15 protein-coding genes are annotated in these 24,337 nt (G+C 35.5%); all 15 read left to right on the forward strand.

The window, feature by feature from the left end; all coding sequences use genetic code 11:
* The first annotated feature begins 103 nt into the window (after positions 1-103).
* The 15 genes from QUH73_RS01360 (at position 104) to QUH73_RS01430 (ending at position 24,151) form a co-directional block, all read left to right on the forward strand.
* Positions 104-643, forward strand: coding sequence for an RNA polymerase sigma-70 factor (locus QUH73_RS01360; protein ID WP_289528671.1), 540 nt, complete (start codon positions 104-106; stop codon positions 641-643).
* Positions 644-735: 92 nt separating this feature from the next.
* Positions 736-1,917, forward strand: a complete 1,182-nt coding sequence (locus QUH73_RS01365; protein WP_289528672.1) for a FecR family protein — start codon at positions 736-738, stop codon at positions 1,915-1,917.
* A gap of 230 nt (positions 1,918-2,147) precedes the next feature.
* Positions 2,148-5,642 (forward strand): SusC/RagA family TonB-linked outer membrane protein, encoded by a 3,495-nt coding sequence (locus tag QUH73_RS01370; RefSeq protein WP_289528673.1) that lies wholly within the window; start codon positions 2,148-2,150, stop codon positions 5,640-5,642.
* Positions 5,643-5,654: 12 nt separating this feature from the next.
* On the forward strand, positions 5,655-7,196 hold the full coding sequence (locus QUH73_RS01375) for a RagB/SusD family nutrient uptake outer membrane protein (RefSeq protein ID WP_289528674.1): 1,542 nt from the start codon (positions 5,655-5,657) through the stop codon (positions 7,194-7,196).
* Between the two features lie 10 nt (positions 7,197-7,206).
* Positions 7,207-8,097, forward strand: coding sequence for a hypothetical protein (locus QUH73_RS01380; protein ID WP_289528675.1), 891 nt, complete (start codon positions 7,207-7,209; stop codon positions 8,095-8,097).
* 30 nt (positions 8,098-8,127) lie between these two features.
* Complete coding sequence (locus QUH73_RS01385; protein ID WP_289528676.1) at positions 8,128-9,192, forward strand: thioredoxin family protein; 1,065 nt, start codon at positions 8,128-8,130, stop codon at positions 9,190-9,192.
* Positions 9,182-10,390, forward strand: coding sequence for a TlpA family protein disulfide reductase (locus QUH73_RS01390; RefSeq protein ID WP_289528677.1), 1,209 nt, complete (start codon positions 9,182-9,184; stop codon positions 10,388-10,390). The genes QUH73_RS01385 and QUH73_RS01390 overlap by 11 nt, the downstream gene beginning before the upstream one ends.
* A gap of 897 nt (positions 10,391-11,287) precedes the next feature.
* Positions 11,288-11,842 (forward strand): RNA polymerase sigma-70 factor, encoded by a 555-nt coding sequence (locus tag QUH73_RS01395; protein WP_289528678.1) that lies wholly within the window; start codon positions 11,288-11,290, stop codon positions 11,840-11,842.
* A 246-nt stretch (positions 11,843-12,088) separates the two neighbouring features.
* Entirely contained in the window at positions 12,089-13,261 is a 1,173-nt protein-coding gene (locus QUH73_RS01400) for a FecR family protein (protein WP_289528679.1), read from the forward strand.
* A gap of 159 nt (positions 13,262-13,420) precedes the next feature.
* Positions 13,421-16,645: a TonB-dependent receptor gene (locus QUH73_RS01405; RefSeq protein WP_289528680.1), complete on the forward strand. Its 3,225-nt coding sequence runs from the start codon at positions 13,421-13,423 to the stop codon at positions 16,643-16,645.
* Positions 16,646-16,656: 11 nt separating this feature from the next.
* Positions 16,657-18,060 carry a RagB/SusD family nutrient uptake outer membrane protein gene (locus QUH73_RS01410; RefSeq protein WP_289528681.1) on the forward strand — a complete coding sequence of 468 codons (1,404 nt, stop codon included), beginning with the start codon at positions 16,657-16,659 and terminating at the stop codon, positions 18,058-18,060.
* Between the two features lie 112 nt (positions 18,061-18,172).
* Positions 18,173-19,504, forward strand: a complete 1,332-nt coding sequence (locus QUH73_RS01415) for a thioredoxin domain-containing protein (RefSeq protein WP_289528682.1) — start codon at positions 18,173-18,175, stop codon at positions 19,502-19,504.
* A gap of 18 nt (positions 19,505-19,522) precedes the next feature.
* Complete coding sequence (locus QUH73_RS01420; RefSeq protein ID WP_289528683.1) at positions 19,523-20,785, forward strand: DUF255 domain-containing protein; 1,263 nt, start codon at positions 19,523-19,525, stop codon at positions 20,783-20,785.
* Between the two features lie 272 nt (positions 20,786-21,057).
* A complete protein-coding gene (locus QUH73_RS01425) occupies positions 21,058-21,531 on the forward strand; it encodes a protein-disulfide reductase DsbD domain-containing protein (protein WP_289528684.1) in 474 nt (157 codons plus the stop codon).
* Between the two features lie 616 nt (positions 21,532-22,147).
* The gene (locus QUH73_RS01430; RefSeq protein WP_289528685.1) at positions 22,148-24,151 is read left to right on the forward strand and encodes a protein-disulfide reductase DsbD family protein; all 2,004 of its coding nucleotides are present in this window, start codon (positions 22,148-22,150) and stop codon (positions 24,149-24,151) included.
* Positions 24,152-24,337 lie beyond the last annotated feature (186 nt).

The raw sequence follows: 24,337 nt of genomic DNA on the forward strand, positions 1-24,337 counted from the left end.
AAATTTACTTCACCTATTTTCTAATTTGCGTGAGTTTATTACTTGAAGTAGTAAATTAGGAGCGTCATTAGGGTGAATTAATTTCAAATAGAATATTGAAAGATTGGCTAAACTACTCATAAATACAACCATTTTAGAAGAATTGTTTAAGGAACACTATAACAGTTTGTATTATCATGCCCAAAGTTTTTTGAACAACTCCGAAGTTGCGAAAGATATCGTGAACGATTGTTTTGAGGAAGTTTGGAACAAGCGCAACCAATTGGATATTTCTTATTCATTAAAATCCTTTCTATACAGTATGGTTAGGAATAGATCTTTAAATTACCTGAAACGACAAGAAGTGGAGAAAAAATACATCAGCAGAACTTTACACAGTTCCGGATATGGTGAAGACGAATATCAGGATTATGATTCTGTACTGGATGAAATTAGGAAAGCCATTGAGGAATTACCCCCACAAGGCCGAAGCGTATTTAAAAAATGCTTTATCGAAAATTTAAGCTATAAGGAAACTGCTGAAGAATTAAATATCTCTGTGAATACCGTAAAAACACATGTAACCAATTCCCTAAAAAAATTGCGTCACGATCTGGACCGCGATTTATTATTGTTTTTTCTTCATATTTCGAAGAAAAAATAAAAAAGAATTCACCCATTTTATTTTTTCCTTGTGTTGTTTTTGTAAGACGAGGATATTCTAAATGTCTCAAATCTGATAATATTACAAGAAAGATGAAAAAATCATATAATCATGATCAATTGGAGGAGGTTTTTCAAATACTGAAAAATCCTCAAAAATATGGGTCTGGCTTCTTTCAAAAATACGAGAGCAACCAACAAATGCTCGATTTGTACAAAGAGTTGCGGCAATACAAAGAATCTGGTCAGAAATTAGAGCAGATTGATGCTCCAAATATTGGTTTGGAGTGGCAAAAGCTAAATTACAAATTGAAAGAGCAGCAAAGAAGAAAAAGAGGCTGGATGATAGCAGCAAGTGTTGCTGTCTTATTATCCTGTGCATTCATTTTTCAATTTGATAAAATTGTCGGACGAATGGATCAGGCTGAGAATCAGTTTGTACAAATCGAAAAAGGAAACAGCAAAGCTTTATTAATTACGTCCGGTGGGAATGAGTATCGTTTAGACGAGGGGATTGACAGAATCATCTCCGAAAAGGAAGGAGTGCAAATTCACACCGATTCAAACCATGTAGTTCAGTATGCAGGTTTTGCAGGAGAGAGTAACGAAAGCAAGTTGGCTGATATGTACAATACTTTGAAAGTGCCTCGCCTGGGAGAATATCAATTGGTTTTATCGGATGGAACAAAGGTTTGGTTAAATTCAGAATCAGAACTTCGTTATCCTGTGAAGTTTACCGGCGAAACAAGAGAAGTGGAATTGCTTGGTGAAGCATACTTTGCTGTTGAAAAAAATCCCGACAAACCTTTTTTAGTAAAGACAAAGAGTACAACTACGCGTGTCTTGGGGACAGAGTTTAATGTGAGTGCTTATCCCAGCGAGGAACTAAATATTACATTGGTTGAGGGAAGTATTGTGCTCAATTCAAAACAAATCTCAGGTAAGGTGCAATTGATACCAGGCGATAATGCCAACTTGAAAATTGGAGGAGATCAAATTCATGTTTCACAAGTTGATGTGAGAAAATATACTGCTTGGAGAGACGGGTATTTTTATTTTGAAAAAGAACGGTTGGAAGATATACTTACAAAGTTGGAACGTTGGTACGATTTTAAAGTTTTTTATCAAAATCCGGTTGTGAAAGATTACGCTTTTAGAATGCGGGCTGACCGGAATGAGGATTTTGCAGAAATTGTCAGCAGGTTGGAGCAGACCGGCAGGATAAGTATGAAATTGAAAGGAAATGTAATTGTGGTTTCCGATGTTAATCGATAACACCTAAAAATGATATAATGTTGAAGTCTCCTTCAGGGGATTTAGAAGTAAAAAAGGGATAGTTGGAGCTATCCCTCAAATTAACTGTTCATCCTTGGAGGGATGAACTATTGTTTAATCTTCATCACAAATTTATGAAAAAAAATCTAACCCACCTTATTCCATATTGGGATAGGGCAAAAACCCGACAGTGGCTTATGAGACTTGCTGTGTTAAAAATGATTTTATTGATGAGTTTACTAACGACCTATGCGCGGGTAAATTCTCAAATGATCATTTCGAATTTAAAATTGGATGAGGTAGAACTCTCCGAGGCTTTGGAGAGAATTGAAGAATTGACAGATTACGATTTTGTATTTTCTTACGATGATGTAGAAGGTTACCAAGTATCGGTTGATTTGGAATCTGCAACATTGGAGGAGTGCTTGAATAATTTATTTCAAGAATTACCATTTACTTATACTGCAGATGGAGATGTAGTAATTATAAGCTACAGAACACAACAACCAGTTACCGAAGCAGAACAAAAAAAGAAAGAGATTAAAGGTAAAGTTGCTGACGAAAATGGAGTTCCTTTGCCTGGAGTTTCTGTTGTTGTTAAAGGAACTACAAATGGTACAGCAACTGATGCAAATGGTGATTACTTTATTTCTTTTGAAAATGAAAATGCGGTACTGTTATTTTCCTTTGTTGGAATGTTGCAGCAAGAGATCACTTATAATGGACAGACCGATTTAAAAATAGTTTTGAAATATGATACAGCAAATTTGGATGAAGTTGTTGTAACAGGATATCAAGTGATCGATCGTAGAAAATTGACAAGTGCAGTTGCTTCTGTTAAAGCAGAAGATATTTTGGTGACAGGAGGTAATACTATTGATAAAATGCTTGAGGGACATATTTCAGGTATGGCTGTAAGTACAAATTCAGGAGAGGTTGGAGCTGTACCAAAAATACGAATCAGAGGTACTTCTACCTTGATTGGGAATCGTGAACCATTGTGGGTTATTGATGGTATTGTTGTTTCTGATCCGGTGAAAATTTCTCCTGAAGAGTTGAATGACCCGGATTACGTGAATCGTATCGGAAATGCTATTTCAGGCTTGAATCCACAGGATATTGAAAGGATAGATGTTTTAAAAGATGCTTCGGCTACGGCTTTATATGGAACAAAAGCGGCCAATGGTGTAATTGTAATTTCCACTAAAAAGGGACATGCAGGAAAACCTGTTGTTTCCTTCAATACTAATAATAGTTATAAATTACGACCTCGTTATTCGAACCGCAATATTAATTTAATGACTGGCAAGGAAAGAGTAAACTTTTCCCGTGAGCTCTTAAATGATAATTATGGCTATTCAAATACGGTTTCCTGGGTAGGTTACGAAGGTGCGTTACGAAGTCTGTATTCGGGAGAAATCGATTATAATGAATTTAACGAAAAGGTCTCTTCGCTAAAGAATACAAATACCGACTGGTTTAAAGAATTGACTGAAGATTCATTCTCGTCAGACAATACTGTTAGTGTTACAGGTGGAACAGATAATATTCGTTACTATTCTTCTTTTGGATACTCGAACAATAACGATGTTATTAAAGGCAACACGAGTAAACGTTATACAGCTATTCTAAATTTAGATGTGAGATTTTCTCCTGTTTTTTCTACCTCATTTGCTTTTAATGGAAACAAAGGAAAGCGTACGTATTATCAAGATGAAATTTCTCCTGTTAATTATGCCTACAATACAAGCAGATTAATAGCGCCGGAAGACAATTATCTTGTTAATGATGGTTTCGGGTATTATAAGTATAATATATTAAATGAATTAGCCAACAGTGGCTGTAAACAGGAAAGTAATAACTCTACCTATCGTATCAATATGAATTTTTCTCCTAAAGATTGGTTGTCATTTAATGGAATTTTTTCATATACACAATCCAATACTGATATCAATTCTTATTGGGGCGAGTCTACTTTTCATGCATCTGTATTGCGTAGAGCTGACCTAGGTGATAAAATAGATACAGAGTCGAGTCAATTGCCATTTGGAGGTGAATACACTATGAATCAAACCCGGAACAGTTCTTATACTGCACGTTTACAGGCTAATGCAAATAAGTATTGGGGGGAATCAGAACAGCATAATGTGAATGCTACCTTGGGTTTCGAGATGAATTCTGACAGGTATAAAGGGTATGACAATACAACAAGGGGCTATTATCCTGAGAGAGGAATGCAGTTTGCTGTAGTTTCTCCGGCTTTATATCCTGCCTATGCAAATTGGCAAAGTGAGAATTTACCTGTGGTAAGTGATAATCTTTCTAATGTACTTTCCTTCTATTCGAGTGTTTCCTATAGTTATAAAAATTTGTTTACCGTGAATGGTAATATGCGTTACGATGGGTCAAATAAATTTGGAAGCAAAAGTAACGACAATCTTTTGCCTGTATGGTCGGCTTCTTTTTCATACAATTTGAATGAGCATCTGAAAAGCTTTACAGGAATTTTTGATGAGTTACTTTTGAAAAGTTCGTATGGCTATCAGGGAAATATGTTGAGTGGACAATCACCGGAAATGGTTATTTCAAAACAACCATATGATACGCATTACAATGAATATGTATCGAATATTTCGATATTCCCTAACGAGAATTTAAAATGGGAGCGTACGGGTTCGTTTAATCTAGGTTTGGAGTTTTCGATGTTTAACCGCAGGCTAATGGTAAGTAGTTCTTATTATCATAAAGAAACAAAGGATGCCTATATGCAAAAGAAGATATCTGGTATAAATGGCTTCAGTACAACTGTAGTGAATGGGGGCGAAATTATAAATTCGGGGTACGATCTTTCAATTACTGCGATACCTGTAAAGACTGAAAATTTTAAATGGTACTTATCTGCTTCAGGTTCCTACATGGATAATAAAGTGAATACACTTCCTTCTGCAGAGCAATACGATTATACAGATTTTTTAAAAGGAACTGCAACGGTAAAAGGGAAATCGGTAAGTTCCTTTTATTCTTATGAGTTTATTGGTTTAAACCCAAATGATGGGGGTCCGATGTTTAATGATTTGCAGGATAAGAAAGAAACTTTGTATGGGATTGATAATTATGATGTGTACATGAGGGTGATGAAATCAAGCGGACGCAGAGAGCCTATCGTAACAGGAGGTTTTAATACTACACTGGAGTATAAGAATTTGAGATTGAATGCTAATTTTGCCTATAGTTTAGGGGCAAAGACCCGTCTTTTCCGTTTGTACAATCAAACAGGATCAGATATTCGGCCAGAGTACAATATCAATCGGGAAATGCTTAACAGGTGGCAGCACCCGGGTGATGAAAACGTGACAAATATTCCTGCTGTTATAAGCCCTAATTCCGATTCTTATTTTAATTATTCTTACCACTGGTCTCAATATGCATCAGAGCAGGTTCCTGCTATTGCTACAAGTTTGTGGGAAATGTATGATTATAGTGATTTACGGGTAGTGAGCGCTGATTATTTGAAGTGTTCAAGTCTATCCTTAACGTATTCGTTTCCCAAATCGATGATTACGAACTGGGCACTATCCAGACTGGAAACTTCATTTTTGGTTTCCAATCCATTTATTCTTTGTTCAAATAAATTAAAAGGCCAAACACCAACGCAAAGTGGATTTACTGATATTCAACTATCAGAACGTCCTGCATTTACTTTTAGTCTTAGTGTTTCATTCTAATACTTTATGATTATGAAAAAATATTTAATTATATACTTCCTGTTTGCTTTAGCCTCTTGTTCAAACTTTCTGGAAGAATACTCACAGGATCAAGCTTATGTTACCGGGTACAATGATCTTGATGAGTTGTTGCTGGGCAATGCATACATGACACGTACTGATATACAAACGTATCAGTGGGGTACCAGGGATGGTGTTTACTATCCTTATTTGCACTTTATGGCTGATGAGACGGAGCAATATACTGATGGTATTGACTACCTTTCTGAAGCTTCGTGTTTTACATTATTCGGATATTATACCTGGCAGCAAAAAGCAGTACGAAATCCCGATGGGGGCGACAGCTGGGACGATTCGGCGGATTGGAATGCGTTATACAATCATATCAATTCTTTGAATGTTATTATTTCATCGATTAATGATTACAATGGAACGACAGATAATGATATTCAGAATATCAGCAGAATAAAAGGGGAGAGTTTATTTTTACGCGGAGCCTATTACTTTGTATTGGCAAATCTTTTTGGAGACCCCTACAATCCATCTTTTGCTGAAACTGCATTGGCAGTGCCATTAAAAACGACACCTTACATCGAAGATATTATCTATACACGAAGTACAGTTGCAACAGTATATCAGTTTATTGTTGAGAATCTATTGGATGCAGAAAAAGCATTGGAAGGTATTGAGCATAAATCGCTGTATCGAGTTGATGTAAATGGTGTTCGTTTACTATTAAGTAGAGTTTATTTGTATATGCAGGATTATGAGAATGCTAAGATTTATGCTCAAAAAGTATTGGATGCAAAAAGTTCTCTTCAAAATCTAAATACATTTACCGACGAAGAATTTTTGAATCCGTCCTGTCCAGAGTTGATTTTTTCAATGGGATCTGCTTCAATTCCTGAAAATATCGCTGTTAGCACCTCTCTTTCTTCCAATGATTTTCAGGTATCAAATGATCTTTACAATTCCTACGAAGCAGGAGATTTAAGAACAACGTTTTATGTAGTAAAGGACGGGGGACTAATATATCTGAAGAAGATGAATGGAAACAGATTTGAGACCAAGGACTTATCGGATAATTTTATTCTCAGAACTTCAGAGGCTTACTTAAATTTGGCTGAATCTGCCGCTTTTTTGAATGATGACAATACGGCAAAACAAGCTTTGAATGACTTAAGAAGCAATCGCTTTGCCAGTGATTTGTATGATGATTCAAAAGTGAATAATCTTACGCATGATGAATTAATTTATTTTATCCGGGATGAGCGTCGCAGAGAGCTGTGTCTTGAAGGGCATCGTTGGTTTGATTTACGTCGATATAATGTTGTATTGGAGTATCCAAACACAAAAACATTGAAGGCATCATATACTTATTTTGAGTTGGATCCAAATACGTATAGTTATATTCCTTCAGCGAAAAGATCATTTGTTTTGGCTCCCGGCGACCCAGCTTATACCTTGCCTATTCCTCAGTTCGAACTAGAGTACAACAAAGGAATGAAAGACAATAGTAGAGATGCTAGAGACGGTTTTAATGAAAGTTTATAATACGATTGATATGAAAAATATATATATAATTTTGTTTTGTCTGATTTTATGTAATTCGTCGTGTAGTGAAGACGTAACCTACCTGGAAACAGACTATCCTCAGGAGAATATTTTTGCACCTGCCAAGGGAGCCATGGACGAAGAATCTTTACTTAGGAGAGATTTTTTTAATACAACCGGAGTTTACCTTCTCTTTAATGATACCTTAACTACCTATACTGTTACTTCATTGTCCGGGGAATCAGTAGTTGTGAATGAGATTTTTAATCCTGGCTATGCAATGACCAGTTCGTCTTCAGGAGATAAATTTGAGTTCAACTACTATGATGATATCGAACTTCAAAAGTTCGCATCTGATTTCGTCAAAGAGGAAATTCTTCCCAAAATTCCAAAGGAAATGCATCCGTTTTCATTTCTTCTAACCAATAGCATGTTAGTAAGCAAAAACGACTATGGATCTTATCTTGAACCGGAATTAACTGATTTCTATAACGGCTTGCAGGGTACTGCTGTTGCTCTGGGTGATGTAAGTATTTTAAATGAAGACGAGAGAAAATTGTTGGCCTCGGATCTATTAAAAAATATAATTATTGCACAGATAGGTAAAATTCCCGCAGTAAAATTTGAAAAGTTTTACAATTACAGTAATGAGTACTACGATATTTACTCGTGGAATATTCCGGAGCCATATACCTCCGTGGGATTATTAATGACTTATGCGGAAGAATGGGGGGTGCCTTTTAATAGTGCAGAATATGATTTGAAAGCCTATTTGGAGGAGGTTTTTGCAATGAGTGAAGAGGAATTCAGAGCAAAATATGCCGACTCCCCTGCTTGTATCGAAAAGATGGAAGAGCTGATAAAAGTGTTGAGATCGTACGGAATAGTAGTATATGAATAGAAATCTATTTGAAAATTTAAAAAAATAATTATGAAGAATATTTTATTGGTGATTTTGTTGTTTTGTTCATCTCTTCTATTTTCACAAGAAGGGGTGAAGATTGAGTCAATACCATTTAAAGAAGCTTTGGTGAAAGCAGAACAGCAAAAAAAACTGGTTCTTATAGACGCATACACTGCATGGTGTGGTCCTTGTAAATGGATGAAAAAGCAATTTAAATCTGCTGAAGCCGGTCTTTTTTTTAACAAACATTTTGTTTTTCTGGAATTTGATATGGAAAAAGAAGGAAAAACTTTGGATGAGAAATACAAAAAAGAAATTACAGCTTATCCAACGTTTTTAATCATTCGTCCCAATGGAGAAATTCAACATAAAGTGGTTGGGGCTGATACACTATCTATCTTTATAAATATGGTCAAACGAGGCCTTACTAAAGAGACTTCATTGGATTATTTAGAGCAGAATTACAAACAGGGAAAACTGAGTAAAAAGCAGATAGTAGATTATATTATTGTTTTAAAAGAAGCAAATTCAAAAAAAGAGGTCTCAGAAGTGGCAAATCAGCTTTTTGAGAATTTAACTGAAAAGGAAAGAGTAAGCAGTGAATATTTACACTTGTATAAGTGTATTGATTATGTCGATTGGAACAGTGCTCGTTTTGCTTACTATCTGCAGCACTACAAGGAGATTACTCCCATGATGGATCAAAAGAGTATTGCCTATGTGAGAATGGCTGCATTGTGGTCTCATTTTTATAATTACTTAACAGGAATGATAACTCCGGAAGAAAATTATGGGGCTGAATTGAAAAATGAAATTCCATTATTTAGAAAAATGCTTAAAAATACAGCAATTCCCAATCGCGATTTTTATTTGGCATTGGGAGATCTTTCTGAGTCGCAGTTTTTGAATGACAAAATTGCTTACGAAAGAGAGTTTAACAAAATTCTATCGTATCCTGTTGATGAAGAATTATACGATGTGCTTATGAAATCCCTGCATTTAGTTTGGGGAGAATCTTCAGAAACAATGAAAATAGAAAACAAAACAGGTCGGATGTTGGAGGAAAAATTAAATAGAATTTATGAAAAATAATAAGGTGAACAGATTTACGATTTTCATTTTAGGGTTGGTTATATCTTCTTTACAGGCATGCAAAGACTCAAAGAAGGAATTTGAGATAACAGCAAAAATACCGGGAATGTACAATGGTTTAATTGTTGAATTGGTTAATGATGAGGATGGGAATAATACTCTGATGGCAATTGATACTGTTGAAAATGAATCTTTTGTTTTACAGGGGAGTGTGCAGGAACCTGTGGCTGCTAAGTTGGTTATAACTAACCGGGCGTTGATTCCAGAGGATGCATCTTATGAAAAACAATTCGAAACAACTACTTCCTTATGGGTGGAAAATGTTAAAATGCAGTACAAAGCTGCTCATTTGGATAGTATTCCCCTTTCGTATGTATATCTATCTTCGCCACTGTACAAGGAGGCGAATGTAACTGTTGACGGAGGAAAAGGAGAGGAAATGTTTACAGCATTTCGCAATCAGTTGCGTCCTTATGAAATTGATTATTCTGAGAAGAGTATGCGATATTATTCATGGGATGAAAAGAGTGAAGTTACCAAGGAAGATCTGTACAATGATTTACACAATTCTCACCAGACACTTCTTGCTGCTTACAAATCTTTTATCAAACAAAATGGAGGTTCTGTTTCTCTATTCATAATGAGTAAATTTTTAGATGCAGAATACAGCTTCTCAAAGGAAGATTTAGCAACATGGAAAAAAGTTGTGGGTGCGGTAGAAGGAGATTCAATTCGGGTAGCTGAAATTAAAAAGAAGCTGAATGAAATGGCGCCATATACAACAGGAACTCCTTTTCAGGATATTGATGTTTTAACTGGAAAAGGTGAAAAGTTAAAACTATCTAATTTTATGGAGGAGGAAAAGTTTTTATTTGTTGATGTGTGGGCTTCGTGGTGCATGCCATGTCTTGCAGCAGTTCCCTCTGTAAAACAGTTGCATTCTAAATACAATAGTAAGGTGAAATTTGTAAGTCTTTCTATTGATAAGGATGAAAAACAGTGGCGGAAAGCATTAGAAAAAGAGAACATGGAATGGCGGCAATTGCTTAGAGATTCCTTAACTGTGGATCAACTCGAAAAAGCGTATCATTTAATGAGTGTGCCTACTTTTATTTTAGTTGATAAAAGTGGAACAATTCGTCACGTTGGGCATGATCCGGAGTCGTTGGATATTATTTTCGGTAAAATAATTAAGTAGTAAATTATTTGTGATATGCCTTAAATTGTCAAGGTGCCGGCTTATAGTAAATATGCTATACAGATTTTTCGATTGAAAATGTTGAGTGTGTTGAGGGTGTCCGGAATAGCGGACACCCTCTCTTTTTTGAATTGTATTCTATCAAGCTTAATTCTTATTTTGAAGTTCTGAACAAAGGAATGTATAGGTTTAAAAAGAAATCAATTGTATTCAAACGATTTTGATTCGGATTTTCAACCTATCATGTTGTTTATATTTTTAGTTTTCCAGAAGTCGGTATTACAGCCTGAATATGGAAAATCACGAACAAGATATCATCCGAAAGTTTAAAAGTGGAGACTAATCTGGTCTCCGTCTCTTGTTCGTGTACTATTATACTCTGCAACCTTTCGGAATGTAGCTTGGAATCTGCTGCTCCAGTGCAATCATTACCTGTTGAAGCCATCAAGTTTCCAATTAAGTCTTACTGTCGATAAAGTTTTTCACGTTCTCAGTTTTTAGAGTGATTTGCGTAATGAATGTTTCGGCGAAAAATTTGAAAATTAAGCGTGCTGTAAATCAATCCAATACTTCATGTCTGATATTCAGCGATCTATTGAATGAAGCATGTGACGGTAAATTTTTCATGAAATTATCTAAGCCTTATCATCTCTGTGTTTTTAGCTGTTTTTTGAAGTACTTACAGCTAAGATTTACAGGAAACATGAAATCTATGCCGGCAATTTATAATGATTAATTCTTATTTAACTATACAAGTGTGTTTTTTGATTATTACTGTCTTTGTAAACCCATTTTATTTGTTGCTTTTAAGCGATATACAGGCAGTCTTCAATTTTGAAAATACCATTTCTATTTTTACTTTTGAAAAATCTTAACCACAGCCCATACCCACAATCCATGACCACAAAAAGCCAATTTCAAAAAATAAAATCGGGAGATTCCAAAGCATTCGAAGTATTATTTAATCAGTTGTATCCTTCGATGTGTGTGCTGGCCCGCGAATATGTGAAGGACGATGGAATGGCTGAAGATATAGCTCAGGAAGCTTTTGTTAAATTGTGGAATGCCCGTGACCGATACGAAAATATTACCTCTGTTAAATCATTTTTGTACGTGATGGTTAAAAATTTGAGTCTTAACTATTTGAAAAGAGATAAGCTGGGCAGTAAATTTACAGAAAGTCTTGACAAAGAAGATTATTATTATTTCAATAACCGTATTGTAGAAGAAGAAACATACAGGATTTTGCAGCAGGCTATCGATGATTTGCCTCGTAAGAGTGCTGTTGTTATGAATCTAAGCTTGCAAGGGATGCGAAATCATGAAATTGCCGAACGCCTTGGCGTATCGGTTAATACTGTAAAAACGCTGAAATACAATTCGATGAAAACTCTTAGAGTCAAATTAAAACACTACTTCTTTATTCTTCTTCTTTTACTCGGGGAAATTTAATTTATTCTCCCGAAGTAGATTTTTAATTTGTCAGTTTGAAATTCAGATTTATAGCTTCTGCAACAGATGTTTGTTTATCTTTTCTACGTTCTGTAGGGTAAATAATTCTCTATCCATTTTTTAAACTGTATTAATGCAACCATTAGGCTCAATGGTATTTGAATGAGATATAGTTAATATTTTTTTAATCCCATTCATCTACTTTTAAACCCCGATTGTTTTATAATTAGAAATGAAACCTTAAACATGAAAGAATTGCACTGTGAATATCAAATTGCTCAATTGATCTCGAAAGAGATTATTGATGAACTATCTGCTGAAGAAGTGAAAAAACTTGAGGCGTGGAAGTCCGAATCGAAGGCAAATAAAGAACTATACGCAATTATTAAAAGGGGAGAAAACAGAATTGAAAGAAACAATTACGCAGCAAATCTGAATGTGAAGTTGGCTTTTGGTAGGGTAAAAGATAAAATTAAACCCCAGCAAAAAACCATTCGTTTGAAAGAATGGGGATTGAGGATTGCCGCTGTTTTGGTAATTGGCGTATTGGTTGGGACACTTTATCATGTTTCAACGAAAGATTTAAAATATGAATCTGAAGTGGCTGCTTCGACCATAGAGCCAGGATCTTCAAAAGCTGTATTGCAGCTCTATAATGGAGAAACGCTGCAGTTAGAGAATAAAAGTAATGACAGCATTGTGGAAAAAGACGGAACCTTCATTAGTAATTTAAATGGAAAGTTATCTTATGCCGCAAATGAAGACGTTGCATTGCAAACAATTTATAATACGGTTAAGGTTCCGGTTGGGGGTGAGTATCAATTGACACTTTCAGATGGAACTAAAGTAATGCTGAATTCCGAGTCGGAAATTAAGTTTCCTGTTCAGTTTAACCAAAATAAGAGAAAAGTCTGGATTTCAGGGGAGGTGTTTTTCGATGTGGCGCACAATAAAAACAAGCCATTTATTGTGGATGTTAAGAATGTTGAAATTGAGGTTTTGGGGACCGAATTTAATGTAGAAGCATACAATGATCAGAAATCGGTGGTGACCACACTGGTTCGTGGAAGTGTAAAGTTAAGCAAAGGACAGGAAAGTGTCACTATTAAGCCAGATCAGCAAGCTTTTATTTCGGACGGGGGAGAACAGTTTGCAGTGAAAAATGTAGTTGCTAAAAATTACGCATTATGGAAAGATGGAGTGTTCTACTTTGAAGAAGCTGACTTGGGAACAATAATGCAAAAATTGGAAAGATGGTATGGAATAAAGGTATTCTACATGAACCAAACAATAAAGATGAAACGCTTTTCTGTTGAAGTGAAAAGGTACGAAGAAATTGAGGATGTGCTGAATATGTTGACGAGAACAAACAAAGTAAATTTCGAGATAAAAGAGAATGTAGTAACTGTTAAAAATTAAAATAAAAAAAAGAGCAAAAGTTATCTCACTAACTTTTGCTCGCTGAGTAGTAACCCAATTCCCGCACGGAATTAAATTATTAACCCTAAATGCAAATTTATGAAAAAATGTGAAACCCGGAGTTTTTGCCGTAAGAAACTCTACAAACCTTTATTAGCAATGAAAATTACCCTGATGCTAATAGTGTTGAATGTCATGCAGGTGTCTGCAAGTGTCTATTCGCAAAATACAAAACTTGATTTGAACATGACCAATCAATCATTGGTCGAAGTGTTTAAAGAGATCAGAAACAATAGTGATTTTACTTTTGTGTATGATTTAGAAGATGTAGAAACAGTTAAAAATCTAGATATTGACCAAAGAGGGGCTACTGTTGAAGAGATTCTCGATAACTGTTTTCTGAATACGAACTTAAGCTACGAAATTGTCGATAAAGTAGTAATCGTTAAGCAGAAACCAATTGTTGCACCTAAGCCAATTCAACAAGAAAAAAAGGAAATTCATGGCCGTGTTATGGATACACATGGTATTCCTCTGCCAGGAGTATCAGTTGTTGTTAAAGGAACCATGATTGGTACATCTACCGACGTTGATGGAAATTATTCCATAGAAGTAGATGATAATCATGGTTTGATTTTTTCGTTTGTAGGGATGCAAAAACAGGAGGTAAAAATTTCACAAAGATCTGTGGTGAATGTTGTAATGATTGCCGAAAGTCAGGTGTTTGACGAGGTGCAGGTTATAGCATATGGTACTTCTTCGATACGATTAAATACCGGCTCGGTAAGTTCGGTTAAATCGGACAAATTAACCAGTCAGCCTGTAGCCAATCCTATGAATGCATTATCAGGACGGGTTTCAGGTGTAGTAATTCAACAAAGCAATGGCTTGCCAGGTAGTAGTACTTCATTACAAATCAGAGGGAAAAGTTCCCTTTCATCAGGTACTGAGCCATTATACGTAATAGATGGTGTCGCTTTTTCCAACGAGAATCTTAACAGTTATGGAATTGGAGGAGCTAATGGAGGAATAAGCCCTTTTAGTGTGATAAACCCCATGGATATTGAGCGGATTGATATATTAAAAGATGCGGATGCTACCGCAATATACGGTGCCAGAGCATCCAATGGTGTTGTTTTGATTACCACAAAAAGAGGAGAAACAGGAAAGGCAAAACTGGATGTGAACGTTTACACAGGAGCAGGGAAAGTAGGTCATTTTATTCCTATGATGAATACGGATGAATATCTTAGTATGCGAAGGGAGGCATTCCAGAATGACGGAGTTGAACCAGATGAATATAATGCACCGGATTTGATGACTTACGATCCAAAAGCTTATACCAATTGGCAAAAATTACTTATCGGAGGAACTGCTCACACAACCGATGTGCAGGCTACCCTGCATGGAGGCAGCGAAATGGTAAAGTTTTTGGTGAATGCCAACTTTAGAAATGAAGGAACTGTTTTCCCGGGAAATCAAGGGTCTACTAAGGCTGGTGCAAGAATGAATCTTGATTATGGCTCGAAGAACGGGAAGTTTAAAGCTACATTTTCAGGCGCGTTTTCAAACGATAAAACTGATATGTACGCTAACGATTTAACATGTTTTTATAGTTTACCTCCTAATTATCCAGTGTATAATGAGGATGGAAGCTTATTCTGGGATTATTATCAGGAAAATCCAATCGCTAACTTACAGCAAACCTATAAAGGGATTACTAACAATTTGATGGGTAATTCAACGCTTAGTTATAGTCCAATTGATAAATTGAATTTAAAGGTAAATTTGGGTTACACACAAACTACATTAGAACAAAAAAGTAAATATCCAGTTTCATCTTTTAATCCTTCATATGGCATGACTAGTTTTGCGATGTTTGCCAATAGTAAGATGACAAATTATATTATTGAACCTACTGGTAATTATTTGATTACTGGGAGCAATTGGACTTTAAATACCCTTTTGGGAGCTTCGCTGCAACGTAATATTACCAGTGGCAGTTCTTTGGAAGGTTCCAATTATAGCAGTGATGCCCTACTGGGTGCAATATCGGGAGCAGGCCTTATTTCTTCTATGTATGAGGATAGTTCAGAGTATAGTTTTGCATCTTTATTTGGTAGGCTTACCTACAATTTTAAGCAGAAATATATTTTGAATGTGAATTACCGCAGAGACGGTTCATCGAAATTTGGCGACAATAATCGATTCGGAAATTTTGGTTCTGCCGGTGTGGCCTGGTTATTTAGCAGTGAACAATTTATTAAGGAAGGGTTACCGTTTTTAAGTTTCGGAAAATTGAGAACCAGTTATGGTGTAACAGGAAATGATCAAATAGACAACTATATCTATTTAGCGCTGTACGATATTGGAACGACTTATAACAATTCAGCAAGTCTTAATTTGAAGACATTATCAAATCCAAACATACAATGGGAAACAACACGCAAGTTTGAGATGGCTTTAGATTTAGGTTTTTTTAAAGACAGACTGTTTCTTGCTGCTAATTATTATATGAATCGATCAAGCAATCAGATTGTGAATGTAAAAACAGCTTCGCAGTCAGGCTTTAATTATTCCATGCAAAATCTGGATGCTGTAGTTCAAAATACGGGGCTGGAGTTTGATCTGTCTTCTACAAATATAGATAGTGAGGATTTTAAATGGTCTACCAATTTTAATATTTCATTCCCTAAGAATAAGTTAGTTTCTTTTCCAGGGCTCGAAGAGAGTAATTTTAGTAGTCAGTATGAGATTGGGAAACCTATTAATGCCAGTAAATATTATCAGTATGCCGGTGTTGATTCTTCAACAGGTGAGGTTTTGTATACAGATAAGGACAATGATGGAGAGCCTGATTATGAATATGCTCCAATTGGTAATCCTTTTTATGGTGGACTAAGTAATACTTTTACTTATAAAAACTGGTCTTTGGATTTTTTGATTCAGTTTTCACACAGAAAAGGACAGACCAATAACATAAGTGAATATCAATATGAGTCTGTATTAGGAAATATGTCCAACCAAAATACTTCAGTATTGAATCGATGGAGATCTCCTGGAGATGAAAATACTCGTTTCGCAGGAGCTTCAGCAAATTACGATACAGCTATTTATGATAGTTACAGCTATTATTCATATTCTAATGCAAACTATGGTGATGCATCGTTTGTAAGATTCAAATCAATAAATATCGCATACAACTTGCCAAATCAATGGATTGATAAGTTGAAAATATCTTCGGCCAGAATATATTTTCAAGGCCAGAATTTATTTACACTTACAAAAAACAAATATGTTTTTGATCCTGAAACCAGCGGAATGGGGATAGGTACCATGCCACCATTAAGAACATTTGTTTTAGGTCTTAATTGTTCATTTTAATTAGAAAAACCATGAGAAAATATATTATAAACACCTTAAAATGTATTTCTGTTTCCACCTTTTCGATGACCTTATTGTTGCTCAGTTCCTGTGATGATTTTGTTGACATAGGTGCACCGGAAATGCAGGTTGGGGTAGAGGAAGCTTTTGAAAATGAAGCGTCTGCCACCAGTGCTATTTTGGGATTATATGCGGAATTAAGCACTTATGATGAATATTATGTTGGCTGTATGGAGTGCAGTGCCGATGGGGTATTGCCGTATACAAATGGTTATGGTTCATTCGTTAGTAATGCTATACCTACTAATAACTATTATACATCTTATTATCTTTGGGGGACTACCTATAATGCAATATTACAGGCTAATTATGCAATTAATGGATTGAATCAATCCAAAATGCCATCTTCTTCTGTTAAGAGCCAATTGTTGGGAGAAGCTAAATTTTGGCGGGCATTTTCATATTTTTACCTGGTAAATATGTTTGGAGATGTTCCTATGCCGTTGGGTACTGATGTAATTGAAAACGCTTCGTTGCCAAGAACAGCAACTTCAGATGTTTACGATCAGATTATTACAGATCTTACAGATGCGAAAGAATTACTAGGAATGGATGATCCCTCTTTAGGTGATAGAGTAAGAGTTAATCAATCAGGCGTTAGTGCCTTACTTGCCAGGGTTTATCTTTATCAGGAAGATTGGGTAAAAGCAGAGGCAGAGTCAGGTCTGGTGATAAGTAATTCCGCTTATGAACTGTCAGCATTGGATGAAACATTTGTGAATTCTTGTAAAGAGACCATTTTACAAATTGCCAACACAACCGGTGTTTCAAAATTTGGAGAAATGTATGTTCCTGTATCCGAGCAATCCATGCCATCTTTTTATTTAACCGATAACTTGTTTAATTCATTTAGTGAAGATGATTTAAGAAAGAGCATGTGGATAAAACAAGTAACTGTTAATGGTCAGGAATTCGGTACAATATCCAAATACAAAGTAAAATCCGGCACGGGCAATGAATACGATATTGTTATGCGTTTGGCGGAACAATACTTAATTCGTGCCGAAGCCAGAGCTCATTTGAATCGTATTACCGGAGCAAATAGTGCAGAAACTGATTTAAATACGATCCGAAACCGTGCAGGGCTTGAAAATACAGATGCTTCCACTCAATCAGCAATGTTTCTTGCCATTGAAAAAGAACGGAATCTTGAATTTTTTGGAGAATGGGGACATCGATGGCTGGATTTAAAACGGACTCCGAGTATCGTTGATCCAACGAATAAAACAAGGGCTGATGATGTATTGTCCGAAAGCAAACCGACTTGGATTTCTACTGCCATATTGTATCCGATACCCGAAAGTCAGATAAAAATTAATACTAAGCTTACGCAAAATCCAGGGTACAATAATTAGCATAATAATGGGATAGTTAGTTGAAATAATTAGGATATCGTTGATAAATATTTTAAAGGTTTATCAACGGTTTCTAATTGAGAACAGCTAAAAATGTTTAATAATCAGCATAATGTTTAAAAAATCAAGTATAAAATTACAGCTTGGCTTCATATTGAGTTTATTCTTTTTTACTCATAACGGTCTTGCACAAACCGAACAAGACACCAGCCAAATCACCTTCACTATTGGTACCGAAGTGTACGATTATCCGGAGGTACAATGGATTAAAGGGGATTCAATTACTAAATTTGATAAAGATAAGATCTACATTATTGAATGTTGGGCTACTTGGTGTGGCCCGTGTAAAGGAGCTATACCGCATTTAAATGAGCTTCACAAAAAATACGAAGATAAAATTGTTATTGTCGGGCAAAATGTATTCGAAAACAATTTAGCCAGAGTAAAAAAGTTTGTTGCCGGTAAAGGGGATGAAATGTCGTACCGTGTTGCTTATAGTGGAGGAACAGAGAGTGATTTTTCTAAGAAATGGCTGAAGCCTGCAGGAATTAATTCGATTCCAATTACAATTGTAATTCAGAACAATCGAGTAATTTGGATGCCTCACCCTAATGGATTAACAGATGGAGCAATTGATTTGCTTATAAATAAAGAATTTTCGGAAGAAAAACTTAAGGAACTTAGTTCCGGAAGCAAGATCGTAAGAATAAGAAACTTGATATTTGATGATAAGAAATATGACGAAGCATTAGTTGCAACGGATGAAATACTGCTTGAAGAGCCTGATAATGAACTCGCATTAATCTATAAGTCTGCAGCGCTTAAAAGAAGCGGAAAATCTGACGAGGCTCTTGCATATTTTGAAAAAAGGCGTCAGGAAAAATTCTTACCGCCTGTGCTGTTTCAGCTATATAGTATACTTATGGAAGAGGAGCAGTTTGATCAATTAATAAAGTACGTAAATATTGATTTTGACAGAGCCTTATTGGAGAATACTTCTGCTGCAGGAGATATCATCGCATCTGGATATGAGGCTTATGTTGCTAAAAAAGATTATAAAGGACTTGTTGCATTTATCAATCGGGTTTCAAACAGCACTACTGATAGTGATCTTCTGAAAACTACCTTTGTTGTAGCCGCTTACTACCCAGTAACTCCAATGGTAAAGATTGTTGACGATGCCATTTACAATGTTGCCTCAAAATTTTTGAAGGAAAATCAATTGGATTTCGGATATCTGGCTTTAGTCACTCAAATGTTTTGGGCGAATAACGAAAAGGAGTATGCAAAAACAATGGTGAAGAGATCTCTTGAATTAGCGGTTAAGGAGAACCTTCCGGAAACTGGCATCAATGTATTAAAAATGTTTTCCGACTCTTTGGATAAAGGAATTTTCCCTACAGAGGCGGAATTAGAAAAAATGGCAGCTGAGATGGCAAAATAATATTCTAAAACAATGAAGATGAAGAGAAGGACAATTGTTCTGTTTTTTTTAGTTTCCATTTCCTGTTGTATAATGGCTCAGCAAAAGGGAGTTCAGTTTGTACATGGTCTTAAATGGACAGAAGTAAAAGCAAAAGCAAAGGCTGAAAATAAGTATATATTTGTAGATTGTTTTACAACCTGGTGTGGCCCATGCAAAATGGTAAGTACAAAAATTTTTCCGTTGGAGGAAGTCGGGCAGTTTTTTAATCAAAACTTTATTAATGTTAAAGTACAGATGGATAAAACCCCGCATGATAAGGAAGATGTTAAGGCATGGTATTCTGATGTTGATACAATTGCCAAGATTGGTCAGGTGGTAAATTACCCTACGTTTTTATATTTCACCCCGGCAGGGGAACTTATTCATCGCTATGTGGGTGCTCCATCTGAGCCAAATGAGTTTATTGAATACGCTAAAGCAGCACTCGATTCTTCCACTCAATATATCAGCTTAAAAAAGAAGTTTGAGAGTACATTGGATCCTGATCTTTCTTTGTTGAGAAGTATGGCAATAGCTTTTTCGCATAATGGTGATACAAAAAACGGAGAAGGAGACATGGGGCAGCAATGTGCCAATGAGTTTATCTCAAAATCGAAAGTTAAAGATCTTCTTACAAAGGAGAATATCGATTTTATGATAAGATTTACTCATAATGTGAGCGATAAGGGTTTTGAAATATTCCGCCAATACGGAGCATCCATCGATTCGGTAGAAGGAAGGAAGATATCGAGGTCTCTTGTGGAGGGGACTATTTTTTATAGAGAGGTTTTGCCATTGATTAATAATCAATCCTCCCCGGATTGGAATAAAATAAGAGAATCAATAAATTCTAAGTATCCTGAATATAGTGATGTTTTGGTAACAAAGGCCAGGATCATCTATTTTGGCGAACATAAGGAATGGAACTATTTTGTGAAGGAAGTAGAACAGTGGATGCAGATAGTAAGTAAAAAATCTTTAGGTGAAGATATCAATGGTTATGTTTGGACTATACTTACTTCCTGTAATGATAAGAATTCTTTGGAAAAAGCGCTTGAATGGAGTGAAATTGCTTTGAAACAAAACGAGACAGATATTTCTTCACTGGCAACTTATGCAAATATACTATATGTACTTGGAAGAAATGAGGAGGCGGTAAAATATATGCAAAAAGTGGTTTTGCTTGCTGAAGAGAGTGATCGGGAATATATGGAAGAGTTATTGGACATGATGAAAAGCGGGCAAAAGATTAATTTCTAACATACGAGTTGATAAGAATGGAATAATTTGCCTTGTAACATGATGCTGAGAGTTTCATCATCATGTTACGGTGATTTTGGTGATAAAGTTAAAGCTTTAGAGAACATCAATACTTTTCTGGATGCTCATGCAGACAACATGTAATCGATTGTCAAATAGGAAATTTTTTTATGCCTGCAAATTCACCCTATTTACACTTTATATTGTCTTTAAAGTAAGAAGAAGGCTTAAAAAGTTGGCTGAAAATATAAATTACAACTAAATAGACCAAAATGAATAGAAAAATTACACTTGCAGCACTCTTACTCATAGTGCTAAGCAGCATTTCGTTCGGACAAATTTTAACTCCATCAAAATGGAAGGTAGAATTGTCAAAAAAGGAATTTAAAGCTGGAGAAGTTATTGATATTGTGTTTAAAGCAACTATTGACAAGACCTGGCATTTGTATTCAAACGATTTTGATCCGGAATTGGGGCCAATTTTAATTGAGTTTGATTTTGAAAAGAACGCAAGCTATGAGAGAATTGGAAATGTGAAGCCAATAAATGCCAAAAAGCATTATGACAAAATATGGGAAGGTGAAGTAAGTTATTTTGAGAATACAGCTGAAATGCGTCAACAAATCAAAATAAAAAGCCTGCCATTAAAAATTGTTGGAACCTTCGAATATCAAACCTGTTCAGATAAAAGTGGGCAGTGTGTAATGGGAGATGATGAGTTTGATATTACATATCCTGCTAATTAAAATAGAACTATTATTAAAATTTTAATCACACCAATACTTTACAGGAGTTTAATTAATTAGCATATCGATTAAATTCTGAATTTAAAGCCACCCCTCAGGTGGCTTTTTCATTTGTACATAAGTTTGGATATCGTATCCAATATCCATTAGAAAATTAATTTATTTAATTGGTAAAGACTGAGATGATCATTTTAAAATCAGGAAGAAATTAGTTTCACAAGAAAAACACAAGCATATTTAATTAAAAACGAACCAAAACATACCTTTTTATTACGATTTGATAAAAAAATAGTACTAAAAATGTACACTTTTAGTGAATTGTTATTTTTATCTAATCTAGATTGAAAGCATTTTTGATTCATGTAGATTATCAGTGTAATTACATTGAATTAAATAAACAAAATAATTGTGAAGATGATAATCGAATGTCTTGTAATAGCTTAGTAATTAACAAATATTAGCAAATTTTTTCATTCAGGCTTTCACCCTATTATATGTTTTGGTTGTCTTTACAGTAACAATACAGAATTAAAAGAAGAATCAAATAAACTAAAGCAACTCAATTACATTGGGTCATACTTCTGAGGTAGGATCCAATTAATAAAAAGATTAAAAAATGAAATTGAAATTTACATTTCTTGCCATTTTAGTGGTAATGTTTAGCGGATTTTCATTTGGACAAGTACTACAGCCTGCCAAATGGAATGTTGAGTTTTCGAATAAAGAGGTTAAGGTAGGTGATCAGCTGGATGTTGTTTTTAAGGCTGCGATTGATAAAACCTGGCATGTATACTCAAACGATTTCGACCCTGAGTTGGGGCCGGTATTAATTAAATTTGATTTTACAGAAAATTCCAGTTACGAAAGAATTGGTGAAGTAAAACCAATAAATGCTCATAAACACTACGATGAAATATGGGGTGGTGAAGTAAGCTATTTCGAAAAGGAAGCTGAGATGCGCCAAAGTATTTTGGTGAAGGAATTGCCCTTGCATGTAAAAGGAACCTTTGAATACCAGACTTGTTCCGATGCTACAGGGCAATGTGTAATGGGGGATGATAATTTTGATTTGCAGGTTAAATACGGAGCTGTAACTGTTGCGCAAAAAGTGAAAGCTGAAGCATCGGCACCGTTAAAAGAATCAAAAGATAAGAAAGGACTTTGGGCAGTATTTATTTTTGCCTTTTTAGGTGGTTTAGCCGCAATTTTTACTCCCTGTGTGTTCCCTATGATTCCCATGACGGTCAGTTTTTTTATGCACAGCAGTGAAAACAAGGCCAAAGGTAGAATGCAGGCTTTCTTCTATGGGTTTTCTATTATTGCGATATATACTTTTATTGGTACGTTGCTTGCCGTTGTTATGGGACCGGGTTTTGCCAACTTCCTTTCAACACATTGGGTTCCTAATGTTTTCTTCTTTTTAATTTTCATGGTGTTTGCCGCATCCTTCTTTGGAATGTTTGAAATTACCATGCCAAGCTGGATGGTGAATAAGTCTGTATCAAACGAAGATAAAGGTGGATTATTGGGTGCTTTCTTTATGGCATTTACTTTGGTTTTGGTTTCGTTCTCATGCACAGGACCTATTGTAGGTGCCATTTTAGTTGCATCGGCAGGAGGAGAAGTATTAATGCCAATTGTTGGAATGTTAGGATTTTCTACAGCATTTGCGATGCCATTTACATTGTTTGCCATTTTCCCGGGATGGTTGAATAAAATGCCGAAGTCCGGTGGATGGTTAAACTCAGTAAAAGTTGTTTTGGGATTTATTGAGCTGGCTTTAGGTCTTAAATTCTTAAGCATTGCTGATCAAACTTACCATTGGGGAATTTTAGATCGTGAAATTTACCTTGCTGTTTGGATAGTTGTATTTGCCTTATTGGGATTGTATTTATTGGGTAAACTCAAATTCTCTCATGACAGTGAATTGAAATTTGTTAGTGTTCCTCGTCTGCTGTTGGCAGTTGTGACCTTTTCGTTTGTAGTTTATATGATTCCAGGAATGTTTGGAGCTCCTTTAAAAGCTCTTTCAGGGTACATTCCACCACAAGCAACTCAGGATTTTGATATTAATAAGATTGTACGAAATAATGCAGGTAATAGCGGTGCAGTTCATCAGGAAGCCCATACCGCTATGTATTCAGACTTTTTACATTTACCTCATGGCTTAAACGGATATTTCGATTACAAGGAAGGAATGGCTGCGGCTAAAAAGCAAAACAAACCTGTATTTATGGATTTCACAGGTCACGGTTGTGTTAACTGCCGGGAAATGGAAGCCAATGTATGGTCAGATCCACAAGTATTGAAGCGTTTGCGTGAAGACTATGTGGTAATTGCAATGTATGTTGATGATAAAACAGAATTGCCTAAAGAAGAATGGATTGTTTCCAGTTATGATGGTAAAAAGAAGAAGACTTTAGGAAAGAAAAATGCCGATTTCCAAATTTCAAATTATAATATTAATGCTCAGCCTTACTATTGTTTGCTTAATTCGGATGGTGAAGATATTGCTGCACCAAGAGCCTATGATTTGGATGCAGGTAAATTTGTTGAATTCCTTGATGAAGGAATTAAAAACTTCAAGCAAAAAAAAACAGTGGCAGTAAGAGTTAACTAAATTAAAAGAGAAATTATTTTGTTTTAGCAAGAGGGCAGGAAGATATTTAAGAAAAATATTAGTTAGTGAGTTAGTAGTTAGTAAGTTTTCATGTGTAAGGTATGAAAACGTGGTTAGTAGGGAAGATGTAGATGGCAGGGCCGGCAATCCCTGTCATCTCATCATCAAACCTGAATATTTTTTGTA

This window comes from Labilibaculum sp. K2S (genome assembly GCF_030372765.1).
Taxonomy (GTDB): domain Bacteria; phylum Bacteroidota; class Bacteroidia; order Bacteroidales; family Marinifilaceae; genus Labilibaculum.

What these genes read in the sequence shown, in the direction of transcription:
- QUH73_RS01365 (WP_289528672.1), top strand. Translation starts at nt 736, where the DNA reads ATGAAAAAATCATATAATCATGATCAATTGGAGGAGGTTTTTCAAATA.
- QUH73_RS01370 (WP_289528673.1), top strand. Translation starts at nt 2,148, where the DNA reads ATGAGTTTACTAACGACCTATGCGCGGGTAAATTCTCAAATGATCATT.
- QUH73_RS01375 (WP_289528674.1), top strand. Translation starts at nt 5,655, where the DNA reads ATGAAAAAATATTTAATTATATACTTCCTGTTTGCTTTAGCCTCTTGT.
- QUH73_RS01380 (WP_289528675.1), top strand. Translation starts at nt 7,207, where the DNA reads ATGAAAAATATATATATAATTTTGTTTTGTCTGATTTTATGTAATTCG.
- QUH73_RS01385 (WP_289528676.1), top strand. Translation starts at nt 8,128, where the DNA reads ATGAAGAATATTTTATTGGTGATTTTGTTGTTTTGTTCATCTCTTCTA.
- QUH73_RS01390 (WP_289528677.1), top strand. Translation starts at nt 9,182, where the DNA reads ATGAAAAATAATAAGGTGAACAGATTTACGATTTTCATTTTAGGGTTG.
- QUH73_RS01395 (WP_289528678.1), top strand. Translation starts at nt 11,288, where the DNA reads ATGACCACAAAAAGCCAATTTCAAAAAATAAAATCGGGAGATTCCAAA.
- QUH73_RS01400 (WP_289528679.1), top strand. Translation starts at nt 12,089, where the DNA reads ATGAAAGAATTGCACTGTGAATATCAAATTGCTCAATTGATCTCGAAA.
- QUH73_RS01405 (WP_289528680.1), top strand. Translation starts at nt 13,421, where the DNA reads ATGAAAATTACCCTGATGCTAATAGTGTTGAATGTCATGCAGGTGTCT.
- QUH73_RS01410 (WP_289528681.1), top strand. Translation starts at nt 16,657, where the DNA reads ATGAGAAAATATATTATAAACACCTTAAAATGTATTTCTGTTTCCACC.
- QUH73_RS01415 (WP_289528682.1), top strand. Translation starts at nt 18,173, where the DNA reads ATGTTTAAAAAATCAAGTATAAAATTACAGCTTGGCTTCATATTGAGT.
- QUH73_RS01420 (WP_289528683.1), top strand. Translation starts at nt 19,523, where the DNA reads ATGAAGAGAAGGACAATTGTTCTGTTTTTTTTAGTTTCCATTTCCTGT.
- QUH73_RS01425 (WP_289528684.1), top strand. Translation starts at nt 21,058, where the DNA reads ATGAATAGAAAAATTACACTTGCAGCACTCTTACTCATAGTGCTAAGC.
- QUH73_RS01430 (WP_289528685.1), top strand. Translation starts at nt 22,148, where the DNA reads ATGAAATTGAAATTTACATTTCTTGCCATTTTAGTGGTAATGTTTAGC.